Source organism: Parvibaculum indicum, assembly GCF_011762095.1.
GTDB lineage: Bacteria > Pseudomonadota > Alphaproteobacteria > Parvibaculales > Parvibaculaceae > Parvibaculum > Parvibaculum indicum.
The window spans coordinates 95,290-118,557 of sequence record NZ_JAASQO010000004.1 but is presented as its reverse complement, the minus strand read 5'-3'; the positions used below and the strand labels follow the sequence as shown (position 1 = coordinate 118,557).

Annotated in this window: 18 protein-coding genes and 1 other RNA gene; 15 read left to right on the top strand and 4 right to left on the bottom strand. The window is 63.9% G+C overall.

The annotated features are described in order from the left end of the window. Positions 1-43: 43 nt before the first annotated feature. Complete coding sequence (locus tag FHS78_RS06515; protein WP_205305226.1) at positions 44-769, bottom strand: DUF1287 domain-containing protein; 726 nt, start codon at positions 767-769, stop codon at positions 44-46. A 192-nt stretch (positions 770-961) separates the two neighbouring features. Between FHS78_RS06515 and FHS78_RS06510 the strand changes: the two genes are divergently transcribed. The 6 genes from FHS78_RS06510 to FHS78_RS06485 all read left to right on the top strand — a co-directional run bounded on the left by FHS78_RS06510 (position 962) and on the right by FHS78_RS06485 (position 5,863). Further along, the gene (locus FHS78_RS06510; RefSeq protein WP_246220374.1) at positions 962-2,161 is read left to right on the top strand and encodes a dipeptidase; all 1,200 of its coding nucleotides are present in this window, start codon (positions 962-964) and stop codon (positions 2,159-2,161) included. Between the two features lie 12 nt (positions 2,162-2,173). Continuing rightward, positions 2,174-2,550: a transfer-messenger RNA gene (gene ssrA / locus FHS78_RS06505) on the top strand. Positions 2,551-2,769: 219 nt separating this feature from the next. Then, complete coding sequence (locus FHS78_RS06500; protein WP_167092063.1) at positions 2,770-3,285, top strand: SspB family protein; 516 nt, start codon at positions 2,770-2,772, stop codon at positions 3,283-3,285. A 122-nt stretch (positions 3,286-3,407) separates the two neighbouring features. Further along, entirely contained in the window at positions 3,408-3,992 is a 585-nt protein-coding gene (locus FHS78_RS06495) for a pyridoxamine 5'-phosphate oxidase family protein (protein ID WP_167092061.1), read from the top strand. A 96-nt stretch (positions 3,993-4,088) separates the two neighbouring features. Further along, complete coding sequence (gene fumC / locus FHS78_RS06490) at positions 4,089-5,480, top strand: class II fumarate hydratase (protein ID WP_167092059.1); 1,392 nt, start codon at positions 4,089-4,091, stop codon at positions 5,478-5,480. Positions 5,481-5,629: 149 nt separating this feature from the next. Beyond that, positions 5,630-5,863, top strand: a complete 234-nt coding sequence (locus FHS78_RS06485) for a ribbon-helix-helix domain-containing protein (RefSeq protein WP_167092056.1) — start codon at positions 5,630-5,632, stop codon at positions 5,861-5,863. 10 nt (positions 5,864-5,873) lie between these two features. On the opposite strand, the gene FHS78_RS06480 is transcribed toward FHS78_RS06485, so the two are convergent. Then, the gene (locus tag FHS78_RS06480; protein WP_167092053.1) at positions 5,874-9,428 is read right to left on the bottom strand and encodes an AsmA family protein; all 3,555 of its coding nucleotides are present in this window, start codon (positions 9,426-9,428) and stop codon (positions 5,874-5,876) included. A gap of 165 nt (positions 9,429-9,593) precedes the next feature. Between FHS78_RS06480 and FHS78_RS06475 the strand changes: the two genes are divergently transcribed. The 6 genes from FHS78_RS06475 (at position 9,594) to FHS78_RS06450 (ending at position 14,212) form a co-directional block, all read left to right on the top strand. Further along, positions 9,594-9,839, top strand: a complete 246-nt coding sequence (locus FHS78_RS06475) for a DUF4169 family protein (protein ID WP_167092050.1) — start codon at positions 9,594-9,596, stop codon at positions 9,837-9,839. Positions 9,840-9,920: 81 nt separating this feature from the next. Next, positions 9,921-10,571 (top strand): TetR/AcrR family transcriptional regulator, encoded by a 651-nt coding sequence (locus FHS78_RS06470; RefSeq protein WP_167092047.1) that lies wholly within the window; start codon positions 9,921-9,923, stop codon positions 10,569-10,571. Between the two features lie 3 nt (positions 10,572-10,574). After that, positions 10,575-11,537 (top strand): HlyD family secretion protein, encoded by a 963-nt coding sequence (locus FHS78_RS06465; RefSeq protein WP_167092044.1) that lies wholly within the window; start codon positions 10,575-10,577, stop codon positions 11,535-11,537. After that, positions 11,530-12,522, top strand: coding sequence for an ABC transporter ATP-binding protein (locus tag FHS78_RS06460; protein ID WP_167092041.1), 993 nt, complete (start codon positions 11,530-11,532; stop codon positions 12,520-12,522). Before FHS78_RS06465 ends, FHS78_RS06460 begins: the two co-directional genes overlap by 8 nt. Beyond that, on the top strand, positions 12,519-13,658 hold the full coding sequence (locus FHS78_RS06455; RefSeq protein ID WP_167092039.1) for an ABC transporter permease: 1,140 nt from the start codon (positions 12,519-12,521) through the stop codon (positions 13,656-13,658). Before FHS78_RS06460 ends, FHS78_RS06455 begins: the two co-directional genes overlap by 4 nt. 65 nt (positions 13,659-13,723) lie before the next feature. Then, on the top strand, positions 13,724-14,212 hold the full coding sequence (locus FHS78_RS06450; protein WP_167092036.1) for a thioesterase family protein: 489 nt from the start codon (positions 13,724-13,726) through the stop codon (positions 14,210-14,212). Between the two features lie 5 nt (positions 14,213-14,217). Here the strand turns inward: FHS78_RS06450 and FHS78_RS06445 are convergent, their stop codons facing one another. Beyond that, positions 14,218-15,996 carry a chloride channel protein gene (locus FHS78_RS06445; RefSeq protein WP_167092033.1) on the bottom strand — a complete coding sequence of 593 codons (1,779 nt, stop codon included), beginning with the start codon at positions 15,994-15,996 and terminating at the stop codon, positions 14,218-14,220. 185 nt (positions 15,997-16,181) lie between these two features. Continuing rightward, a complete protein-coding gene (locus FHS78_RS06440; RefSeq protein WP_167092030.1) occupies positions 16,182-17,579 on the bottom strand; it encodes a chloride channel protein in 1,398 nt (465 codons plus the stop codon). A 299-nt stretch (positions 17,580-17,878) separates the two neighbouring features. Here FHS78_RS06440 and FHS78_RS06435 point away from each other — a divergent pair, with 299 nt between their 5' ends. From FHS78_RS06435 to FHS78_RS06425, 3 genes are all read left to right on the top strand, one after another. Further along, positions 17,879-20,230, top strand: a complete 2,352-nt coding sequence (locus FHS78_RS06435) for an ATP-dependent helicase (RefSeq protein WP_167092026.1) — start codon at positions 17,879-17,881, stop codon at positions 20,228-20,230. Positions 20,231-20,267: 37 nt separating this feature from the next. Next, positions 20,268-21,209 (top strand): 50S ribosomal protein L11 methyltransferase, encoded by a 942-nt coding sequence (locus FHS78_RS06430; RefSeq protein WP_167092023.1) that lies wholly within the window; start codon positions 20,268-20,270, stop codon positions 21,207-21,209. Positions 21,210-21,453: 244 nt separating this feature from the next. Further along, positions 21,454-23,268: an aminopeptidase P family protein gene (locus tag FHS78_RS06425; RefSeq protein ID WP_167092020.1), complete on the top strand. Its 1,815-nt coding sequence runs from the start codon at positions 21,454-21,456 to the stop codon at positions 23,266-23,268.

Here is a 23,268-nt window from a genome sequence, read left to right as displayed (position 1 = left end):
TTTAGCCGCAAAGGAGAGATTCGGGCGAGTCGTTCGGAAAGGCTCAGGCCCGGGCGCGGTTCATATAGGATTTGAGCGCCGCGACCGGCATATCGGTCGCTTCCGGCGGCGGCAGAAAGCGGAAATGCCCGTTGATGGGATAGGCGAACAGCATGTCGTTCACCTGCGTCCCGCGCGAGATATTATGGACAAGCTCGTAGCGCTTGCCGCTCCAGCACAGCTTGTCGGTGACGATCGCCACATGGTTGAAGGTCTGCCCGTCCGACTGGGTAATGATGTCGCCGGGCCGGTAGTCCAGGGGGCGCGGAGAAATCGGCAGTTCCTGCGCATAGCGCTGGAAGAAGGTGCGCATATTGAGCACGCGGCGATGGTCGATATTGGGATCGGGTGCGCTCAGGCCCCATTTCGGCAGATTCGGGTAGGCGTCGAAATGCGCTTCCATGTCCTCGTGAATGAGGCGCTGGAGATCGAGCCCGAAGGCCGCGCGATAGGCGCGGATCACCACATCGGTGCAGACGCCCTTGTCCATCGGCACGTCGCCGCCCGGAAAACCGATCTTCCGGTAGGAACCGTCATAGGTCGTGGTGACGCCGACCTGCGCTTCCGCCGCGCGGATGAGACGGCGGGCGCGCAACGTCGCGGGATCGACCCATTGAACGGTGGATTTGGGCGCGGAAGCGCAGCCCGCCGCAGCACTGGCCAGCAGTCCCGTCAGAAAGACCCGTCTCGTGGTATGAAGCCGGTTGCCGCCGGTGAGTTCGCGCGCCATCTGTACCCCCCGCCCGTCCCGCCTCGGACCCCGGTCCGGAAGACTTGACGCAGCGCATCGATTTCAGCCAATCGATAGGCGGCAATTGTAGCGTGACGCCCGCTCACACGCCAGCAGACAAAAGTGACTTGAAGCGGTGGAAAACCCAATGATTTCAAGGGGGACCGCCGACCCGGAGGGACAAAATACGTCATGAAACTGAAACGCTTCCTCATCGGCGGCCTCGCGGCGCTGGTCGTTCTCCTCGCCGGCGGCTTCTTCCTCCTGCCCTATTTTCTCGACGGGAGGATCAATCGCGTCGCCAATCACGAGCCCTATGACATTCCGCAGGAGATTACGCGGCTGCATCAGGGGCTGACCGTCGCCGACCTCCATGCCGACACGCTGCTGTGGATACGCGATCCGCTGGACCGCGCCGATGACGGCCATGTGGACCTGCCCCGCCTCATCGACGGCAATGTCGCGCTCCAGGTCTTCTCCGTCGTCACCAAGGTGCCGATGGGCCAGAACTACGAAGAAAACGACGCAGGCTCGGATGTCATTTCTCCCCTCTCGGTGGCACAGCGCTGGCCCGCCCGCGCCTGGACGAGCCTTTACGAACGCGCTGTCTACCAGGCCGGAAAATTCGAGGATGCCGAGCGCCGCTCGGAAGGCCGGCTGGCGATCGTCCGCTGGCGCGAAGACCTCGAAGCCGTTCTCGCCGCCCGCGCGCAAGGCCGGGAGGTGGTGGGCGGCCTCCTTGCCATGGAAGGCGCGCATCCGCTGGAAGGCGATATCGCCCATATCGAGGATTTCTACCGCGCCGGCTATCGCATGATCGGCCTGCAGCACTTTTTCGACAATGAGCTGGGCGGCTCGCTCCATGGCAAGAACGATGGCGGCCTGACCGATTTCGGGCGCGAGGTCCTGCGAGCCATGGAAGAACGCCGCATGATCGTGGACCTTGCCCATGCCTCGCCCGCCATCGTGACCGACGTACTGGCGGCCGCCGCCCGCCCGGTGGTCATCTCCCATACCGGCGTCAGGGGCGCCTGCGACAGCCCGCGTAACATCTCCGATGCGCTGATGAAGAAGGTGGCCGCAGCGGGCGGGCTCGTCGGCATCGGTTACTGGAAAGGCGCCGTCTGCGATGCAAGCCCCGCGGGCGTGGTGAAGGCGATCCGCTATGCCATCGACCTTCTGGGCGAAGACCATGTGGCGCTAGGCTCCGACTTCGACGGCGCGGTGGGCACGACTTTCGACGTCTCGGAACTCGCCGTCCTCACGCGCGAAATGATGGAAGCCGGCTTCACCCGGAACGAGATCGCCAAGGTGATGGGCGGCAACATCATCCGTTTCATGCGGGAAAACCTCCCGCCGAAACCCGCGGAACCCCTGAAGGACGGCGCATGACCGCCTGTCATATCTCTTTAAAAGCGCCGCCTTTGGCCCTATATTCCACTTGTCGGGCTTGTTCCGACTATGGCGGTAAACTGGTTGTGTAATAAACCCATCGGACCCGGGGGCAGTACCCGGCGCCTCCACCAGATTTCCCTGCGAAGGCAGGAGCGTGTTGCCGGTTCGCCGGCACATTCCGGGGGCGAAACAGGATCGACGAGGGCGTAAAGACTTCTCTTCCGCTCGGCATGGTTCCGCCGTTATCGGGCCGATTCAATAGTTGCCAACGACAACTATGCTGAGGCACGTCTCGCTGCGTAAGCGGTGCGACAACCTCTTTTAAGTCCTTGCCTGTAGCAAGGTAAGGCGGGGTTCGGAGGCACCTGGCAACAGAAGCCTCCACTTTCATATCTGTCGGCATTTCAGCGGAACCGCCCGTAGTCAGTACCGTTGCGGAACGAAATACTGTCCGTTACGACACACCCTCCGCGCGTTCTGCGGCGCCTGCCCGCCAATCCCTCCGCATCGGCTGGACGTTGTGCGATAAGGCTGCTTGAATCGCTGAAACATTTCTGTCGCGCGGCGAGTCGGCTGCGCGCGAAAGCAAACTCAGGGGAAGTGACTTGTCCGAAGATCAGATGCGATACGATCTGCTGGCGCAGGAAGCCTTGCGCGGGGTGATCCGAAAAGCGCTCAGGATCGCGCGCGACGAGGGTCTGCCGGGCGAACATCACTTCTACATCTCCTTCCGGACGGGCGCGCCGGGCGTCGAAATCTCCGAGCGGCTGCGCAGCCAGTACCCGGAAGAGATCACGATCGTCCTCCAGCATCAGTTCTGGAATCTCGAAGTGCTGGACGACCATTTCTCGGTCGACCTGACCTTCAACAAGGTGCCCGAACGCCTCGTCGTGCCCTATAGCGCCGTGCAGGGGTTCTTCGACCCCAGCGTCCAGTTCGGCCTGCAATTCAACGTGGAAGGCGCCCCCGGGAACGAGGACGCGCCGGAAGCCGGCGAACAGCCCGCCACCGCCGAGGCGTCCCGCAGCATGGAAGAACCGCTGGCGGAGGACCGGAACGCCGAGCCCGAGGAAGAGGCCACCGGCGAAGTGGTGAGCCTCGACGCCTTCCGGAAGAAATAGGCAGGCTCGCAGACGCCCCCGAGCGACACCGCCCGGAATGACGCCCGTTGACGCAAAACGCTTTGCGCAGACGGGCGGCGATCCCGCTGGAAGCCCCCGCCCCGCGGCGCTAGGCTTTCTCCATGGCCATGCAATTTCCCCATATCGAGCCCGACCAGCGGGGCTTCATCGAGCGGCAGCACATCTTCTTCACGGCTTCCGCGACGGGCGACTCGCGCGTCAATCTCTCGCCCAAGGGCCTCGATGCGCTGCGCGTGCTGGATGAAACCCATATCTGCTACATGGACCGGACGGGCAGCGGCAACGAGACCTCCGCCCATCTGAAGGCGGACGGACGGCTGACCGTCATGTTCTGCGCCTTCGACGGCCCGCCCCTGATCCTGCGCCTCTATGGCCGGGGCAAGGTGCTGCATCGCGGATCGCCGGAATATGCAGAGCTGCTGGCCTCCGCCTTCAATGGCGACGAGCCGCCCGGTGCGCGCCAGATCGTCCTGCTCGATATCGACCTCGTGCAGACCTCCTGCGGTTATGGCGTACCGCTCCATGACTACAAGGGAGAACGGCCCTCGCTCACCAACTGGGCGATCAAACAGGGCGAGAACGGCATCGCGGCCTATTGGCGGCAAAAGAACCTGACGAGCATGGACGGCCTGCCGACCGGGCTGCCCGTCACGCCGCAGGACGGGGACGACGCAACGCCCGACTAGCGCTTGCGGGGCCCCCGAGCCCCTCTCTTGGCCCCCTCCTCCCCGCGTGATAAATCAGCGGCCATCCATTTTTCGTGAGCGCGAGGACCCGAGCCAATGACCAAGACCCGCACCGAAACCGATACTTTCGGCCCGATTGAAGTCGACGACAGCAAATATTGGGGGGCCCAGGCCCAGCGCTCGCTCGGCAATTTCAAGATCGGCTGGGAAAAACAGCCCCTTTCGGTCGTTCGCGCCCTCGGCATCGTGAAGCGCGCATGCGCCGAGGCGAATATGGAACTCGGCCGCCTCGACCCCGAACTCGGCAAGACCATCGTCGCCGCCGCGCAGGAGGTGATCGACGGCAAGCTGAACGATCATTTCCCGCTGGTCGTCTGGCAGACCGGCTCCGGCACCCAATCCAACATGAACTCGAACGAGGTGATCTCGAACCGCGCCATCGAAATGCTGGGCGGCGAGAAGGGCTCCAAGAAGCCCGTGCATCCGAACGACCATGTGAACATGTCGCAGTCGTCGAACGACACCTATCCGACGGCCATGCACATCGCCTGCGCCGAGGAAGCGACGCATTCCCTGCTGCCCGCGCTCGAGCATCTGGCGACGGCGCTGGAGGCCAAGCAGAAGGAATTCGACCACATCATCAAGATCGGCCGCACCCACACGCAGGATGCGACGCCGCTGACGCTCGGCCAGGAGTTCTCCGGTTATACCGAACAGGTGAAATCGGCCATCGAGCGCATCAAGCTCACGCTCCCCGGTCTCTGCCAGCTCGCCCAGGGCGGCACCGCCGTGGGCACCGGCCTCAACGCCCCTGTGGGCTTTGCCGAAAAGGTCGCCGAAAAGGTCGCCGGCATTACCGACCTGCCCTTCGTGACCGCGCCCAACAAGTTCGAAGTGCTGGCCGCCCATGACGCCATGGTCTTCGCGCATGGCGCGATCACCTCCGCGGCGATGGCCTGCTTCAAGATCGCCAACGACATCCGCTATCTCGGCTCCGGCCCGCGCGCGGGCCTCGGCGAATTGTCGCTGCCCGAGAACGAACCCGGCTCCTCCATCATGCCGGGCAAGGTGAACCCGACCCAGTGCGAGGCGATGACGCAGGTCTGCGCCCATGTGCACGGCAACAACGCCGCGCTCTCCTTTGCCGGCAGCCAGGGCCAGTTCGAGCTCAATGTCTACAACCCGATGATGGCCTACAACTTCCTGCAATCGGTGAAGCTGCTCTCCGACGCCGCGATCTCCTTCACCGACAATTGCGTCGTCGGCATCGAGGCGCGCGAGGAAAACATCAAGCAGGGCCTGGAACGCTCGCTCATGCTGGTGACAGCGCTCGCACCGAAGATCGGCTATGACAACGCGGCCAAGATCGCCAAGACTGCGCACAAGAACGGCACCACGCTGCGCGACGAAGCCGTCGGCGGCGGCTATGTGACGAATGAAGAGTTCGACGAATATGTCCGTCCGGAGAAGATGATTTCCCCGAACTGACGCTCATTCGGAATACCTGCCTCACCCTTCGAGACGCGGGCTTACGCCCGCTCCTCAGGGTGAGGAAGCAACTCTGAAGCCATCCTCATCCTGAGGAGGCCGACAGGCCGTCTCGAAGGATGAGGCCACGGCATCGCCGGAGAGGCATCATGCAAGGCGAGATCAAGCGATCCGTCACGATTGCGGGCCACCGCACCAGCATCTCCATCGAGCCGCCCTTCTGGGACGGATTGAAGGAACTTGCCTGCTCGCAGAAAATCTCCGTCAACGAACTGGTGCGCCGGATCGACGCCGAACGCGGCGGAGAGGGGAATCTCTCCAGCGCCGTGCGTATCTATGTGTTCGAGAATTTCCGCAATCGCGACGCCTGCGCGACGGAGTAACCCGCAAAAATCAGTGCGAGGGCCGCGCCACCGGCATGGGCGCATCGCCCCTACCGGCTTCCCCATTGTCATTCGCAGCCCCCTCCCCATCCGTCGGGGATTGCGGCTCCATCATGTTGCGGATGTCGGCGGGTAAATCGACACCGAGCTTTTCCGCCTGCCGCGCCAGAATGAGCGACGCGACATGGCTCTCGAGCCGCGCCGTGTTCGTGGAAACGGCGATCCCGCCATGGGGCCCCGCCGCATTCACCGCATAGGACGGACTGTCCGCGGGACGGTCGCTCGTCACTGTCAGTTCCGCATCCGCGCCGAGCCGCGACAGATCGTAAAACGCGGCGAGTTTCCCCTTGCCGCCCCGCAGCGCCACATCTTCATCCTTGAAAAACAGGACGCCATCTTCGAGCGCCAGCGGGCCGGCAATATCCCCGGCCGGGGTTTTCCCCGCGAGCAGCACGTTCTTCACCGCGTCGTCGAAGCCCTCGATATCTTCAAGCCGCGCAAGCGCATCGCCGAACCCGTTCACATCCAGCGGATGCAGCGCGACCTCCTCCAGCGCGACCCGGCCCTCGCCGCTTGCCGACCCGACCAGCGAAAGCCAGCTCAATCCCTTTGCTTCGATATGCAGATTGACGGTCGCCCGCCCCGTGCCGGGCGATGCCCCGAAGGCCTGTCCGGAAAGACGGGCAAGATCGGCCTCCTCCACGAGGCCGGTAAATTCGATCCGGTTTTCCGACACGCCCTGCTCCCCGCCGCCTGCGTGGAACCGCGCATTCATCGAAGCTCGCCCGCCCGCGATCTCGCCGACCAGTGGCGAGACGCTCATCACGCCATCCGCAATGCCGAGCTCTCCCTCCGCATCCTTCATCGCCAGCGGTCCAAGCGTCACCAGGCCGGACTTGAGCTCGATATCGCCCGTCAGGGCATGCAGTATTCGCCAGTCGATCGCCTGCGCGGACCAGACGCTTCCCGTCGCGCTGTCCGCCCCCCCGGCAAGACCCGCCAGCGGCGTGACGTCGAGCCGGTTGGTCTCGATCTCGCCGGAAATATCGGCCGGCCTGTCCTCGGCGGGCGCGGTGTAGGTCATTTTGCCCGACAGACGGAAATTCCCCGCCACCGTCTCGAGATCGGTAAGGACCAGATGCGTCTTGTCCCATTCCAGCCCGGTCGATCCGACGAAGCCCGCCCCCTGCATCTGGGCGAGCATCCAGTCCGACAAGGCCCCGGTTGCGCCGAAGGCCGAGGTCACCGTGTCTGCACGTCCGGCCGACAGGGTCACCTTGCCGTCGAAATGCAGCTTGCTGAAGGGATCTCTTGTCTCTCCCTCCGCGGTGAAGGAAGCATCGCCGATATGGGCCCGCAAGGAGGTTTCGTAATTGCCGCCTACCCCATCCATCCGGATGGACGCGGCACCGCTTCCTTCCAGCGTATCGGCGGGCTCCAGACCGAACTGGCGCAACAATTCGCGCGCGTCCGGATGCGCGGCATTGGCAATGATTTCGACTTCGTCCAGCTTGCCGCCATCACCATGATGACGTTTGAGGAGGCCGTCCACGCGCGCGCCGCTCACCATGCCGCGCATGGTAAGCGCATCCACGCGCCGGTCGCTGTCATCCGCCTCGCCGGTCGTCCCCTCGAATGTCGTATCGACATCGCCCCGGAAGCGGTGCACATCGTATCCCGCCATATCGAGAAGCGCGCCGAAGCGTGCCGCCTTGACGCTGCCGGAAAAGGTGCCGCGAATATCCTCGCGCCGGCCCGTGGTCAGCCCGTCGAGACGACCGGAAAAACCGATGGCGCCCCCCTTCAGATCGCCGATGGCCAGGCCCTTGACCGTCAGGCGCCTGTTTTCCAGCGTCCCGTCGGCGGAGATGTTCTTTGCCGTTTCGCCGGCCACGGTCAGTTCGTCCGCCGTGAATTGCAGCGCCACATCATGCGTTCTGAAGAAGGGAAGCGTTTTTGCCTCATCCTTCGGCAGCATGGCGAGCAGCGGATCCAGGTCGAAGGACGATGCCTCCAGTTCGGCCGAAAGCCGGGGCCGCGATGCCACGACATATGACATATCGCCGACCACTTCCGGCTGCGCCGTGTCGGCCGAGTAACCGGCCTTGAGGTCTTTGACGCTCAGGCTCGAAGGCGTCAGGGCAAGCCCGCCCGTTACACTGAAAGATATGGGCGGCGACGGGCTTTCCGGCGCATCCGCCGTTTCGGACGTGCCCGGCGAGCCATCCGTGCCGGCCCTGCGAAGCCACGTCGTGAAGCCTTCAAGATCACGGCTTGCAAGCGAGAATTCCCCGTCGAAAGCGGGCACGGCGTTCGCTTCTGCGGGCGCCGTCAGCAGGCCGCCGATACGGATGTCGGTCAGTCCGGGCGCCTCGGCGCTCAGTCGGCCGATCCGCCACGTGCCATGGTCCAGAGCGAGTTCGGCCTTTGCGTCCGCGAATACGGAATCGCCAAGCAGCAACTCCCCTGCCGAAATATCGAGGGCACCGTCGATCCCCGCCGGATGCGGCAAACGGTTCAGCAGGGCGAAAGGCGCCGCAGCGCCATCTGTGCCGGACGCCTCGTCTCCGATGCTGCCGGATGCGCGGCCGGCAAGCAGGATCGCGGCGAGACGGTCGCCCCGGAAAGCGCCGCCGCCAAGCGTGATCTCGAATGCCGGGCGTTCTCCCGTCAGGTCGAGCTGTCCCCTGCCCTTGAGCGAGGTTCCGCCGCTCGACAACACCATGTCGCGCAGCGTGACCGAACTGCTGCGCGCCACCATGCCCGCCTGCAGGCTGACCGGGCTCGCCTTCCCGGCTTGCGCAGTGCCGAGACGCAGCGACGCCTTGCCGTCGAGACGCGCGGCTGCGGAAAATTCCGTCGCGATACCGCTGAACTTGAATGCCGCCTGCGAGGCCGGGAAACCGAGTTCCAGCGTAACGGGAAAAGCCTTCGAACCACCGAAATTACCGAGCACGACATTCGCCGACATCGGCATGCCCTGCGAGACGAAGGTCACATCGGCGCGCATCGGCCCGACCAGCGCCTGCGCGCTGACGGTCCCCCCGAGGTTGCTCGCTTCCCATGTCCGGCCATTGGTGCGATTGACATAGGTGACCGAGCCGCCGCTGAAGCTCGCGCCTTTAAGGCTGGTCGATGACAGGGAGAAGGCGCCCTCTTCCGAGGCGGCGGCGCCTTCCACGAAGTCTTTCCAGTTGGGGACGCCATCGGGCGCCACTTCGAGATTGACCCGCGGCTTTACGATATTGATGCGGGTGACCTCGATATCGCCCGAGAGAAGCGGCGCCAGCGCCAGTTCGCCGTCCATCTGCTCCATGCGCATCAGCGCCGGCGCCTCGGCCCCCGGCGCATTGGCAATGGTGACGCGCCCCAGCGACAGCCTGGGCGCGGGCAGGATGCGGAACCCGATATCGCCCTCGATGGTCACGTCATGGCCGGTGATGCGCGATGCCTGCCGCTCGAACTCGGCCCGGAAGTCTTTCCAGTCCACCAGGCTGGGGCCGACAAGCAGCGCAATCAGCAACACGACCAGTACGCCGGCGATATAAGTGAGTATCTGGTTCAAGGACGCACTCCAGCCCCCGCGGCATCGCTTGCTCGGCGACGCTTGTCATTCTCACCTGACGGCCACCCCCGGCCGACTGAACTTTCACAAACTCCCCGTCCGAGCTTAAGCTCGACCCTGCCGACGAGGTTGGATGCATGCTCCACGGGTTATATCGGGAAAACCATGTCTGAAAAGGACCCAAACGTAGTTAATTTTTCGGCGGCCCGAAAATTGGCCCGCGCCGCCAGGCAACGCGACGAAAGAAAAGCCCGGAAGGAACAGGCCGAAGCCAACCGCATACGCTTCGGACGGTCCGGCGCGGAGAAGAAGGCAGCCCGCGAAAAACTGAAAAAAGCCGGACGCACGCTCGACGGCAAGAAGCTCGACCAAGCCGGCCCGACGCCAGATTCCACCGACAAAACCGACTGACGCCCGCCGGTGCGGAGAGATTGACGGATGTTCCCGTAAGTAGTATATAACTGACTGGTCAGTTATATACGGATCCAGACGATGAGCGCCGAACAGACCTCCCTCCCCGCCGACGAACCCCGCTGGCAGCGCCGCGCCGAAGAGCGCCCGGGCGAAATCATGCGGGCCGGCCTCAAACTGTTCGCCCGCAAGGGCTTCGCCGCCACCCGGCTGGAAGACATTGCCGACGCCGCCGGGGTGAGCAAGGCGACCATCTATCTCTACTTCAAGAACAAGCAGGACCTCTTCGTCTCCACCGTGCGCGAATTCGCCGAGGCGCGGGTGGAACGCATCGAGGCGTTTCTCGACGAGTATCAAGGCAGCTATGCGCAGCTTCTCGAACTCGTGCTGCGCCAGCTTTACGAAGCCGCCCAGACACCGGAACTGCGCGCCATCGTGAAGACGGTCATCGCCGAAGCCGGGAATTTCGAAGACATCCGCGACTATCACCGCGACCACGTCGTTCTGAAAGGGCTGGGCATGATGACACGCATCATCGAGGCGGGGATAAAGAAGGGAGAATTCCGGCCCTGCGATCCGCATGCGGCCGCGCAGAGCATCGTCTTCCCCCTGCTGATGAACTCCATCGGCCGCCAGACCTTCGGCGAGCTGCCGATCCTCGATCCCGAAAAGCTCTTTGCCGCCCATATGGACTTCGTAAAGCGCGGCCTGGCAGCGGACAGGGAGACGTGATCCATGCGCCTCCTTCCCCTCCTCTCCGTCTGCCTGGCCGCGCTGCCGCTCCTTGCCTGCGACAATGAAAGCGCCGACACATGGCAAGGCTATGCCGAAGGCGAATATGTGCGCGTCGCACCGCTGGAAGGCGGCATCGTGAAAAGCGTCGACGTCGCCCGCGGCGATGAAGTGACGAAAGACGAACGGCTCTTCACGCTGGAGAACACGCAGCAACAGGCCGCCCGCGACCAGGCCGACGCGAAGCTGCAACAGGCAAAGGCCAATCTGGAAGACCTTCTCAAAGGCCTGCGTCCCTCCGAGCTGGAACAGCTTTATGCGGAACGCAGCCGCGCCCGCGCGGCGTTGCGCAATGCGCAACTGGATTTCACCCGCAAGCAGAAGCTGCGCGCGAACGGCAATGTGTCTCAGGCGGTGCTGGACGCCGCCCGCGCCGCGCGGGACGAAGCCGCTGCCACGCTGAAAAACGTCTCGGCGCAAATCGACACCGGCACACAAGGCGCCCGCCCCGACCAGATCGATCAGGCCCGCGCCAATGTGCAAGCGGCAAAAGCCGCGCTCGAGGAAGCCGACTACCGGCTGGCCCGGCGCGAAAGCCGCGCCCCGACAAAGGCGCGCGTGGAGGACACCATGTTCCGCCCCGGCGAGTTCGCCGCGACGAGCCAGCCCGTGGTGAGCCTCCTGCCGCCGGGAAACATCAAGGTCCGTTTCTTCATCCCCGAACCGGAACTGGGGCGCATCCATATCGGCGACAGGGTGCGCTTCAACTGCGACGGCTGTCCCGACGGCATGAAGGGCACGATCCGCTTCATTGCCGACCGGTCCGAATTCACGCCCCCGGTCATTTATTCCAACGAGTCCCGCGACAAGCTCGTCTATATGGCCGAAGCCTGGCCGGACCGACCGGGAGCGAAACTCCATCCCGGCCAGCCGGTGGACGTGACGCTGGAGCCGGGGGATGAGTGAAACCCACCGCGCGCCGCCGCCCGGCGACGATCCTCCCCTCGTCATCGACGTTTACGGCCTCACCAAATCCTTTAACGATACGGTGGTGGTCGACCATGTCGACATGCAGGTGCATGAAGGCGAAATCTACGGCTTCCTCGGCCCGAACGGATCCGGCAAGACGACGACCATCCGAATGCTGTGCGGCCTGCTGACTCCGGATGAAGGCGACGGCACCTGTCTCGGTTACGACATCCTCACCCAGAGCGAGGAGATCAAGCTGCAGGTCGGCTACATGACCCAGCGCTTCAGCTTCTACGAGGATCTGTCGATCCGCGAAAACCTCGACTTCGTCGCCGCGATTTTCGGACTGCGGGACCGGCGCGAGAAGGTCGACAGGACGCTGGAAAAACTCAACCTCGCCAACCGCCAGAACCAGCTTGCCGGTACGCTGTCGGGCGGCTGGAAACAGCGCCTCGCCCTGGCGGCCTGCGTGATGCACGAGCCAAAACTGCTGCTGCTCGACGAGCCGACGGCGGGGGTCGACCCCAAAGCGCGGCGCGATTTCTGGGACGAAATCCACGGCCTCGCGCAGGACGGCCTCACCGTGCTCGTCAGCACGCATTACATGGATGAAGCGGAACGCTGCCACAAGATCTGTTACCTCGCCTATGGCCAGCTCCTGACCAAGGGCACGGTGAACGAGGTTATCGAACATTCCGGGCTCCGCACATGGCATGTCACGGGGCAGAACCAGCGCCAGATCATCCGGCTGGCGCACGAGCTGGAGCGCCACGACGGCGTGGAAATGGTCGCCCCCTTCGGCACGATCCTCCATGTCAGCGGCTCCAGCGAAAACGCACTCGACCGCGCGGTGGAACCCTATCGCGGACAGGAAGGGTTGAGCTGGAAAAAGGGCGAGCCCTCGCTTGAAGACGTCTTCATCCACATGATGCAGAGCGCCAGCGACAATTTCTCCGGGCAGGCGCCGGAGGCCCTGCCATGAAACCGGGCCGCATTTCCCTGAGCCGTATCGGCGCAATGATCCGCAAGGAATTCATCCAGATGCGCCGCGACCGGCTGACCTTCGCGATGATGCTCGCCATTCCCGTGATGCAGCTTCTGCTTTTCGGCTATGCGATCAACTCCGATCCCAAGGACCTGCCGACCGCCCTTTACGTGCAGGATCATTCGGTCTTCACACGCGATATCGCCGCCGCGCTGACCAATACCGGCTATTTCAGGATCGTCAGCCACCCGAAAACGGAAGAAGAGGCCAACGACCTCATCAGACGCGGCAAGGCGCAGTTCCTCATCCAGGTTCCGCCCGACTTTTCGCGCAAACTGCAACGCGGCGAACGCCCCGCCCTCCTGCTCGATGCCGACGCCACCGACCCCGCCGCCACGGGCAATGCGATCGCCGCGCTTCAGCAACTCGGCACGCAAGCGCTGATACACGACCTCAAAGGCCCGCTCGCCTCGCTGTCGCCGGCCCCGGCGCCCTTCGATGTCGTCATCCACCGGCGCTACAACCCCGAAGGCATCACGCAATACAATATCGTACCCGGTCTGCTGGGCGTGATCCTGACCATGACCATGGTGATCTTCACCGCGCTGGCGGTAACGCGCGAGACCGAACGCGGCACGATGGAAAACCTGCTCACCATGCCCGTTCGCCCCCTGGAGGTGATGGCCGGCAAGATCATTCCCTACATCATGGTCGGATACATTCAGACCGCCTTCGTGCTTGCCGCGGCATGGGTGCTGTTCGACGTGCCGATGGTCGGCAGCCTCGTTCTGCTTTCGAGCGTGCTGCTGGTCTTCGTCGCCGCGAACCTCGCCGTCGGCTTCACCTTTTCCACGCTGGCGCGCAATCAGCTACAGGCCATGCAGATGGCCTTTTTCTTCTTCCTGCCGTCGATCCTGCTATCGGGTTTCATGTTTCCCTTTCGCGGCATGCCCATCTGGGCGCAATGGATCGGCGAAGCGTTGCCCCTCACCCATTTCCTGAGAATCGTGCGCGGCATCCTGCTGAAGGGAAACGGCATCGCCGATATCGCAACGGATACCGGCGCCATCCTACTCTTTCTCATTGCCGTTTCGACGATTGCGCTGAACCGCTACCGCCAGACGCTGGATTGAAGCCGATTGGCAGCGCGGGGCACACCCATTAGCATTCCGGCCAAACAAGATGGAGCGGAAAGCGCATGACGAATTTCACCGCCGAACCGATCGAATGTCCGCCGCGCAAGGTGGAGAGCGAATGGATCGACCTCAACGGTCATATGAACATGGCCTATTACCACCTGCTCTTCGACGAAGCGCTCGACAAGCTGTTTACGGAACTCGGTTTCGGCTGGGACTACACCCAGGCGGGAGAAGGCACCGGCTTCACCGCCGAGGTCCATGTCTGTTATCTCGCCGAACTGAACGAAGGCGACCCGGTTCGCATCACCTATCAGTTGCTCGACGCGGACGAGAAACGCATTCACGTCTTCGGGCGCATGTATCACGGGACGGAAGGCTATCTCGCCGCCACATCCGAACAGATGTGCATTCACGTCAACCAGAAGACGCGCCGCGTGGCGCCTTTCCCCGACGAAATCCGGACGCGCATCGCGGAACTGATGGACGCACATCGCGACCTGCCCCGCCCCGAACAGGCCGGCCGCGTCATCGGCATCCGAAGAAAATGACGGGCCTAGCCCATCTGCGAGGCGAGCACGGCGTCGGCAAGCTGCGGCTTGCCGATGACGCCCTTCACATGCTCCGCCCGCGGCACACCCGGCTGATCCGGAATGATAAGTGCGACCTGCGTCTTGCGCTTGTGCAGACGCCGGATCACCTCTTCCAGCGTGCTGTTCTCCCGCCCGATCGTGAAATCGGTCAGGGCGATATCGAGAAGCGTCTCGGGATTGGCATGCCGGGAGGGTATGGCGATACGTGAATCGAAAGGCACGACGCCGGCGATCCTTTCGCCCTCGCGCAGGACGACGAAGCGCACCCCGCCGCCTTGCGACAGATAGGTCAACGCATCCTCGACCGGCGTGTCGGCATCCATCACCGTCACGCTCGTATCCATCACCTCATGACAGGCGCGGACGAGATAGGCGTTGGAGTAGCGGTCCTTGGGTATCCGCCGCCCGCGCCGCACCAGCTTCATGGTGTAGATATTTTCGCTCAGCAGCGCGCGGCGAACGCCCACCGCCACGGCGACCGCCATGATGAGCGGAATGATGATGTTGTAGTCGCGGGTCATCTCGAAGACCATGGTGATCGCGGTCATCGAAGCGCCCGTCGCGCCGCCGACCACGGCCGCCATACCTACCATCGCATATTCGGCAACCGATGCGCCGTGCCCCGGCCAGACGATGAGCATGAACGCGCCGAACGCGCCGCCGAGCGTCGCCCCGATAAAGAGCGACGGCGCGAAAACGCCGCCCGACGCCCCTGCCCCGAGAGAAATCGAGGTCGCCAGAAGTTTGGCCACGCACAGAAAGGCCAGCAGCAAAATCGTATCGAGATGGCCCTGGAGAATATTCTGGATGGTGCCGTAGCCCACGCCGGTCACGAAATAATGGCCGCCCCACAGCACGAAGAGATAGCCCATCACGCCCACCATCGACATGCCGACGATGTTGCGGAGATATTCGTTCTCGATCCGCTTGGGAAACTGTTCCTCGCAAAAGACGAGCGTCCGGATGAAGCCCCAGGCGGCGATGCCGCAAAGCACACCCAGCACCACGAAGGCCGTCAGGTTCACGACATCCACGGCCTGCTCGCTCGGGATCGGCGCCAGCGCCACGAGAAAGGCGGGCTGCAACCCGAAGAAAAGCCGCCCGACATAGGCCGCCGAGCCCGTCGCGATCACGACCGGCAGAAAGGTGCGCGGGCTGATTTCCGGCAGCATCAATTCGACCGTGAAGAGCACCCCGCCCAGAGGCGTGTTGAACGTGGCGGCAATGCCGGCCCCGGCACCCGCCGCGAGAAGCGTGATGCGCTGCCAGCTCGGCAGATTGGTGAGCTGCGCGAAGGAGGATCCGAGCGCCGCCCCGATCTGCACGATGGGGCCTTCGCGACCCACCGACGCGCCGGACCCGATGGAAAGCGCCGAGGCCAGCGATTTGATCACCGCCACGATCGGACGGACCCGGCCTTCCTTGTGGTAGATCGCATCCATCACTTCCGGCACGCCGTGCCCTCTGGCCTCCGGTGCATAGTTCTTCACCAGATAGACGACGCCGAGCCCGCCAATGACCGGCGCGAGGATGAAGAACGCGCCCCACGGTCCCGGCTCGGTGAGCTGGTTGGAGTCGTAGCTGAAGCTGAACTCCCCCAGAAAGAAGATGTTGTGAACCAGGCTGACAAGGGCACGGAAGGCCACCGCGCCAAAGCCGGTAAAAAGGCCGACGGCCAGAGCGAGCAGAGACAGTCCGGCAAGGTTTACCCTGCGGTACCCGTCCTCGTCCTTCTCCAGCATTTCGTCCCTTTCTGTCCGTTCCCCCCGGCGTCGGCTGGTATTTCCGCCGCGGTCGGACCGGCCCATTTCCGGGTGTCATCTTGGTCTGGCATGCCGAAAGCCCGCGAAAAACGGGCTTATCCTGTGTAGCACAGGCCTGTTTTGCCCCTCAAGCGGGCAGAAATTTCGCCAATAAAGGGAAAAAATCAGGAGGCGGATGAAGGCGGCTGCCCGTCCTGCTTGCCGCCGGACCCGGCTTCAGCCGCCTCGTCCGGCTTTTTGTCGTCCCTGCTCCCGCGCAACGGGGCGTCGGGCCCGGCCTCGGCAAGGAATTTATGCGACAGCGCGTGATAGACGCCTTCCTTGCAGACGAGACGGGAGGTCGAACGCGCGATCAGCGCGGCCAGCATGAGAGGCACCAGCATGCCGTGATTGTCGGTCATTTCGGCCACGATCACGAAAGCGGTGATGGGTGCCTGAACCACGCCGGCGAAATAGGCGACCATGCCGAGCAGCACGAGCGCGCCGATGGGCGTATCGGGGAAAAGAAAGCTGAGATTGGACCCGATGCCCGCGCCCACCGACAGCGACGGCGCAAAAAAGCCGCCCGGCAGCCCGCTGATGGAAGAGAGCGCCGTCGCAAGCAGCTTCAGCGGCGCGAAATACCAGGCCAGCGTTTCACGGTCGTGCAGCACTTCCCGCGCCTGCTCATAGCCCGTCCCGTAGACATTGCCATGGGTCAGCACGCCGCAAATCGCAACCAGAAGACCGCAGGCGGCGGCGAAAAGGACGGGCCGCGACTTGACGAACTCGCCGAACCGCCCCCGGAACCCGGCGCCGAAGAGAATGAGGATACGGCTGAAAATGCCGCCCATCAGGCCGCCCACCACACCGCAAATGCCGACGGCCACCCAATCCATCAGCGAGGGCAGATGAGCGGAGCTGGAACCGAAATAGGTGTAGTTGCCGAACAGGGCGAGCGACGTCATACCGGCGGCCACGATGGCACCGATGATGAGACCGCTGGTGCGCGACTCGAAGCTGCGGCTCATCTCCTCGATGCCGAACACAATCCCGGCCATCGGCGTGTTGAACGCCGCCGCGATGCCCGCGCAGGAGCCCGCCAGAATGAGGCCCGGCTGGCGGCGCGGGGAATAGCCGCCGATCGCCGCCATGATGGAGGCGCCGACCTGAACCGTCGGCCCTTCGCGGCCGATCGAGGCGCCGCAAAGCAGCGCGGCAAGCGTCAGGAAACTCTTGCCGACGGCAATCCGGATCGAAACGAGCTTTCGCCGGTCGCGGGGCGCGCGCAATGCCCGGGCGGCAATCGCCTGCGGGATGCCGCTGCCTTGCGAATTCGGAAAATAGGCATTCGTCACATAGACGATGGCGGCAAAGCCCAGCGGCGTCAGCAGCAGCACGGCATAGGGAAACTCTTGCTGGAAGCTGTGAAAGACCGCCTGTGCCTCGTCTGCCGCGAGCGCGAGCCCGACGGCGGCGGCCCCCACGACAAGGCCGCCTATGACGAAGATAACGCGGCGCTGAAGCCGCTGCGAATGAAGGCGCAGCAACCGCCTGCGGCGGTGGCGCTTCGGGATCAGCATCTGTCTGCTACCGGATCAGGGCAAGGCGGTCACGCCTCGGAAATCGTCATCGGGCACCCGCATACGGGAAGCGGCGGCATCGCCGGGGCGCGCACAAAACGCGGCCACCCGCCTTGTCGGGGTTAATGACGCCCCTTATCTATCGGGGTTGACGGGAAAATCCAAGACACTTGCGGAAAGTTTCTGGCCCCCGCCCCATTACCGTTCCGTCATGCTAGGGTCGGACATGCTGAATCGGGGCCCGTCGCGATTTCCGGGCCCTCCGGCGGCAAATTCATATCGAACGCAATCCGAAGTACATGACGAACGATCCCTTCGATCTTGGATCCATTCCTGAAGAACAGACTGCGCGCTCCACCAGCAGCGCGGCGCGGGCGGCCATGCGCGTTCCGGCCCCCAACCCGCCCTATCTCGAAGGGCTGAATGCCGAGCAGCGCGAGGCCGTGGAGAGCCAGGACGGCCCCGTTCTGGTGCTGGCGGGCGCGGGCACCGGCAAGACCCGCGTGCTGACCACCCGCCTCGCCCATCTGCTGGCCACCAAGAAAGCCTGGCCGAGCCAGATCCTGGCCGTGACCTTCACCAACAAGGCCGCGCGGGAAATGAAGGAGCGTATCGGCCAGCTCATCGGCGGTGTGGTGGAAGGCATGCAATGGCTGGGCACCTTCCATGCGCTCGGCGCCAAGATCCTCCGCCGCCATGCCGAACTCGCGGGTTTGCGATCCGATTTCACCATTCTCGATGCCGACGACCAGATCCGGCTGATGAAGCAGCTCATATCGGCGGAAGGCATCGACGAGAAGCGCTGGCCCGCCCGCCAGCTTGCCTCACACATAGACGGCTGGAAGAACCGGGGCCTGACGCCCGACAAGGTGCCAGCCGGCGAAGCGCACGCCTTTGCCAACGGCAAGGGCGCGGAGCTTTACCGCCAGTATCAGGAACGGCTGAAGGTTCTGAACGCGGCCGATTTCGGCGACCTGCTGCTGGAGGTTCTGCGCATCTTTCAGGAAAACCCGGAGATCCTCGCCGAGTATCAGGACCGCTTCCGCTACATGCTGGTGGACGAGTATCAGGACACCAATGTCGCGCAATATCTCTGGCTGAGGCTGCTCGCGGCGAAACACAAGAATATCTGCTGCGTGGGCGACGACGACCAGTCGATCTATGGCTGGCGCGGCGCGGAAGTGGACAACATCCTGCGCTTCGAAAAGGACTTCCCCGGCGCCAAGGTGATCCGGCTGGAACGGAACTACCGCTCGACGCCCAACATTCTGGGTGCGGCCTCCGGCCTGATCGCAGCCAATGAAGCCCGCCTCGGCAAGACGCTCTGGACCGAAGGCGAAGACGGCGCGGAAGGCGAAAAGATCAAGGTCGCTTCCTATTGGGACGGCGAGGAAGAAGCCCGCATGGTGGCCGAGGAAGTGGAACAGCTTCAGCGGCAGGGCCACGCACTGCACGAAATGGCGATCCTCGTGCGCGCCTCCTTCCAGATGCGCGAATTCGAAGACCGTTTCATCAGCCTCGGCATTCCCTATCGCGTGGTCGGCGGGCCGCGTTTCTACGAACGCGCCGAAATCCGCGATGCCAACGCCTATCTGCGTCTCATCGCCCAGCCCGACGACGACCTCGCCTTCGAGCGCATCGTCAACCGGCCGGCACGCGGCATCGGCAAGGTGGCGCTGCAGACGGTGCGCGACGCCGCGCGGCTGCAAGGCGTGTCGCTGATGCGGGGCGCCCGCGCGATCGTTGCGACGGAAGAGCTGAAACCGGCCGCCCGCCGCGCCGTGACGGCCTTCGTCGAAATGGTGGATCGCTGGCGCCAGCTCATCGACGGTCTTCCGCATACGGAACTAGCCGAAATCATTCTGGACGAGTCCGGCTATACGGAGATGTGGCAGAACGACAAATCCGCCGATGCGCCGGGCAAGCTCGACAACCTCAAGGAACTCGTCCGCTCCATGGAGCAGTTCGAGACGCTGGGCGAATATCTCGAGCATGTTTCGCTGGTGATGGAGATCGAGCAGAACGACCTTGAAGACAAGCTCAACCTGATGACGCTGCACAGCGCCAAGGGGCTCGAATTCGAGACCGTCTTCCTGCCCGGCTGGGAGGAAGGCCTGTTCCCGCACCAGCGCGCGCTGGACGAAAGCGGTATCGCGGGGCTGGAGGAAGAACGCCGCCTCGCCTATGTCGGCATTACGCGGGCAAAAAAGCGCGCCTATATCTCCTTCGCCGCCAATCGCCGTATCCACGCGCTGTGGCAATCGGCGCTTCCCTCCCGCTTCGTGGACGAACTGCCGCAAAACCATGTGGAAGTAACGCAAAGCGCCATGGCGGGGGAGAGCTACCAGAACTACAGCCCCTCGCGCTTCGCGCAGGACTTCGCCTCGGGCAGCGACTATAACAGTCCGGGCTGGCGCCGCGCCCAAAGCAACAAATCCGCCAAGGCCTCGCGCCCGCCCGACATGGAAGCCCATGCGGAACTCGTCGCGACCAGCGACCCCTCCGCCGAGAGCTACGGCATGGGCGAGCGCGTCTTCCACCTGAAATTCGGCTATGGCCATGTCATCGCCATCGACGGCAACAAGCTGACCGTGGATTTCGACAAGGCAGGCCGCAAGAAAGTCATCGACAGTTTCGTGGAGCGCGCCTGAGCGCACCCCTCCTACCGTCCTTATCGAAGAAAGCACGATGAACCGGAAAATCTCGCACTGGAAAGTGGCATTCATCGTGCCGCACACGGCCGCCGACGCCTTTTGCGGCGCGCTGGAAAATGCGTTTCGGCCCGAGACCTTCGCCATCACCACCGGCGAGGCCGACCCCGGTTCCTCTCCCCTCGTGCAAACCTCGTCGGAATGGAACGAAGTGGAGGCGCATGGGGCCTGGCGCATTGAGGCGCTTTATCTGGAAGAGCCGGAGATCGACGCCATCCGCGCGATACTGAAACCCGTCGAAGAAGAAACCGGCATCGCCGCCCTCGACCTCTCGCTGGAAGCCGTGCTCGAAGAGGACTGGATCGCCAAATCGCTGGAAGGCCTCCAGCCGGTGCATGCAGGCCGCTTCTTCGTCTATGGCGGCCATGACGCGGACAAGGTGCCCGCCTCGGGCGTTCCCATCCTCATCGAAGCGGGCCGCGCCTTCGGCACAGGCCACCATGCGACGACGCAGGGCTGCCTGGAATTCATCGACAGTTATCTGAAGCGCCGGCGCCCGCTGAACCCGCTCGATCTCGGGACAGGCACAGGCGTGCTGGCCATCGCGCTCGCCCGCGTGACGCATGAGCCGGTACTGGCCAGCGACATCGATCCGGTTTCGGTGAAGGTCACGAAAGACAATGCAAGGCTCAACGGCGTCGGCCCCTTCGTGAAGGCGGTCGCCGCGAAGGGCTTCGACCATACCGAGATCGCGGAGAATGCGCCCTATGACCTCATCGTGGCGAACATCCTCGCCCGTCCGCTTGTGAGCCTGATGCCTGCCTTTGCCTGGCACCTCGCCGCGGGCGGCACGCTGATCCTCTCCGGCATTCTGCGCACCCAGGAAAACATGGTGCTCGCCGCCGCCCGCATGCAGGAAATCTATCTCGTCTCCCGCAAACCCATCGGCGACTGGGTGACGCTGGAGTTACGGGGCTAACGCACAACCTTTCCATTATCCCGGACAAGCGGCAATCCACACCTCCCCCCTTGCGGGGGAGGTCGGTATGCGAAACGCATTCCGGGTGGGGGGGGGATGGCCTATCGAAAGATCGCAGCGCCTGCATTTGCCGCTTCACCCCCTCCCAACCCTCCCCCTTCAAGGGGGAGGACTTCAAACGGCGGTTTTACTTCCTCATCCCCCTCCCATTGTCCAAACGCCGTGGCGCCCATACATTATTCCCATGTTCCAGACCTATGACGATGTCGCCAATCCCGCCCTCGGCCCCGAACGCGCCGCGAAGCTCCGCGAGGAACTGACGCGCCACGGGCTCGACGGTTTTCTCATTCCCCGTGCCGACGAGCATCAGGGCGAATATGTGCCGCCCCATGCAGAGCGCCTGCGCTGGCTCACCGGCTTTTCCGGTTCGGCGGGGCTCGCCATCGTGCTGATCGACAAGGCGGCGATCTTCGTCGACGGGCGCTATACGCTGCAGGTCCGCAACCAGGTGGATGTCGGCACCTTCGAGCCGAAACATCTGATCGAGGAGCCGGCGACGCGCTGGATCGAGCAGAACCTGCCGAAGGACGCCAAACTCGCCTACGACCCGTGGCTTCACACCATCGACCAGGTGGCGCGCTTCAAGGCGGCGGCGGAAAAGGCAGGCGCGTCCTTCGTGCCCGTCGAGAGCAATCCGCTCGATGCCGTCTGGGCCGACCAGCCGGAGCCGCCCACGGCGCTAGTGGTGCCCCACCCGCTCGACTATGCGGGCGAGCCCGCCGCCGACAAGGTGAAGCGGCTGACCGAAGAACTGATGAACGATGATGTCGGCGCCGCCGTGCTGACCATGCCGGACAGCATCGCCTGGGCATTCAATATCCGGGGGCAGGACGTCTCCCATACGCCGCTGCCGCTCTCCTTTGCCATCCTGCATGAAGACGGCCATGCCGACCTCTTCGTGGACGAACGCAAGATCGGCGACGAGACGCGCGCCCATCTCGGCAATATCGTCTCGATCCGCCCGCGCGAGGAACTGGGCGCGGCGCTGGACGATCTCGGCGCGAAGAAAGCCAGAGTGCTGCTCGATCCGGCCACCTGCGCCGCCTGGATCGCCGACCGGCTGGGCAATGCGGGCGCGGAGATGAAGCGCGGCACGGACCCTTGCGAACTGCCCAAGGCCTGCAAGAACGAGGCGGAGCTGAACGGCGCGCGCGCCGCCCATCGCCGCGACGGCGTGGCCCTGTCGCGCTTTCTCGCCTGGCTCGACGCCCACGCGCCCAAAGGCGAAGTCACCGAGATTTCCGCCTCGACGCAGCTTGAAGGTTTCCGCGCTGAAACCGGCCAACTCAAGGATGTGAGCTTCGACACGATTTCCGGCGCGGGCGCCAATGGCGCCATCGTGCATTACCGCGTCACCACGGATACGAGCCGGACGCTCAAGCCGGGCGAACTCTATCTCGTCGATTCCGGCGCGCAATATCTCGACGGCACCACGGATGTGACGCGCACCGTCTCCATCGGCACGCCCGATGCGGAACAGCGCCAGCGCTTCACGCAAGTATTGAAAGGCCATATCGGCATCGCGGCGGCGCGCTTCCCGGAAGGGACGACCGGCGCGCAGCTCGACGCGCTGGCCCGCATGGCATTGTGGAAGGCCGGGCTCGACTTCGATCATGGCACCGGCCATGGCGTGGGCAGCTATCTCTCGGTGCATGAAGGCCCGCAGCGAATTTCCAAACACGGTCACGCACCACTCAGGCCCGGCATGATCGTCTCCAACGAGCCGGGCTACTACAAGACGGACGCCTATGGCATCCGGATCGAGAACCTGCTGATCGTCACCCCGCCCGCTCCCATCGAAGGCGGCGAGCGCGAAATGATGGGGTTCGAGACGTTGACGCTCGCGCCCATCGACCTCGATCTCGTCGATCCCGATCTTCTGACGGCAGAAGAACTCGCCTGGCTCAACGACTATCACGCCCGCGTATGGGACGTGGTATCGCCGCAAGTGGGCGAAGAAGAGAAGGTCTGGCTCGAACAGGCGACACGGCCGGTGTAG

Coding starts and splice junctions, on each gene's coding strand:
- FHS78_RS06465 (WP_167092044.1), top strand. CDS start 10,575: ATGCGCCTCCTTCCCCTCCTCTCCGTCTGCCTGGCCGCGCTGCCGCTC.
- FHS78_RS06475 (WP_167092050.1), top strand. CDS start 9,594: ATGTCTGAAAAGGACCCAAACGTAGTTAATTTTTCGGCGGCCCGAAAA.
- fumC (WP_167092059.1), top strand. CDS start 4,089: ATGACCAAGACCCGCACCGAAACCGATACTTTCGGCCCGATTGAAGTC.
- FHS78_RS06450 (WP_167092036.1), top strand. CDS start 13,724: ATGACGAATTTCACCGCCGAACCGATCGAATGTCCGCCGCGCAAGGTG.
- FHS78_RS06495 (WP_167092061.1), top strand. CDS start 3,408: ATGGCCATGCAATTTCCCCATATCGAGCCCGACCAGCGGGGCTTCATC.
- FHS78_RS06440 (WP_167092030.1), bottom strand. CDS start 17,579: ATGCTGATCCCGAAGCGCCACCGCCGCAGGCGGTTGCTGCGCCTTCAT.
- FHS78_RS06510 (WP_246220374.1), top strand. CDS start 962: ATGAAACTGAAACGCTTCCTCATCGGCGGCCTCGCGGCGCTGGTCGTT.
- FHS78_RS06460 (WP_167092041.1), top strand. CDS start 11,530: ATGAGTGAAACCCACCGCGCGCCGCCGCCCGGCGACGATCCTCCCCTC.
- FHS78_RS06425 (WP_167092020.1), top strand. CDS start 21,454: ATGTTCCAGACCTATGACGATGTCGCCAATCCCGCCCTCGGCCCCGAA.
- FHS78_RS06435 (WP_167092026.1), top strand. CDS start 17,879: ATGACGAACGATCCCTTCGATCTTGGATCCATTCCTGAAGAACAGACT.
- FHS78_RS06445 (WP_167092033.1), bottom strand. CDS start 15,996: ATGCTGGAGAAGGACGAGGACGGGTACCGCAGGGTAAACCTTGCCGGA.
- FHS78_RS06485 (WP_167092056.1), top strand. CDS start 5,630: ATGCAAGGCGAGATCAAGCGATCCGTCACGATTGCGGGCCACCGCACC.
- FHS78_RS06430 (WP_167092023.1), top strand. CDS start 20,268: ATGAACCGGAAAATCTCGCACTGGAAAGTGGCATTCATCGTGCCGCAC.
- FHS78_RS06455 (WP_167092039.1), top strand. CDS start 12,519: ATGAAACCGGGCCGCATTTCCCTGAGCCGTATCGGCGCAATGATCCGC.
- FHS78_RS06470 (WP_167092047.1), top strand. CDS start 9,921: ATGAGCGCCGAACAGACCTCCCTCCCCGCCGACGAACCCCGCTGGCAG.
- FHS78_RS06515 (WP_205305226.1), bottom strand. CDS start 769: ATGGCGCGCGAACTCACCGGCGGCAACCGGCTTCATACCACGAGACGG.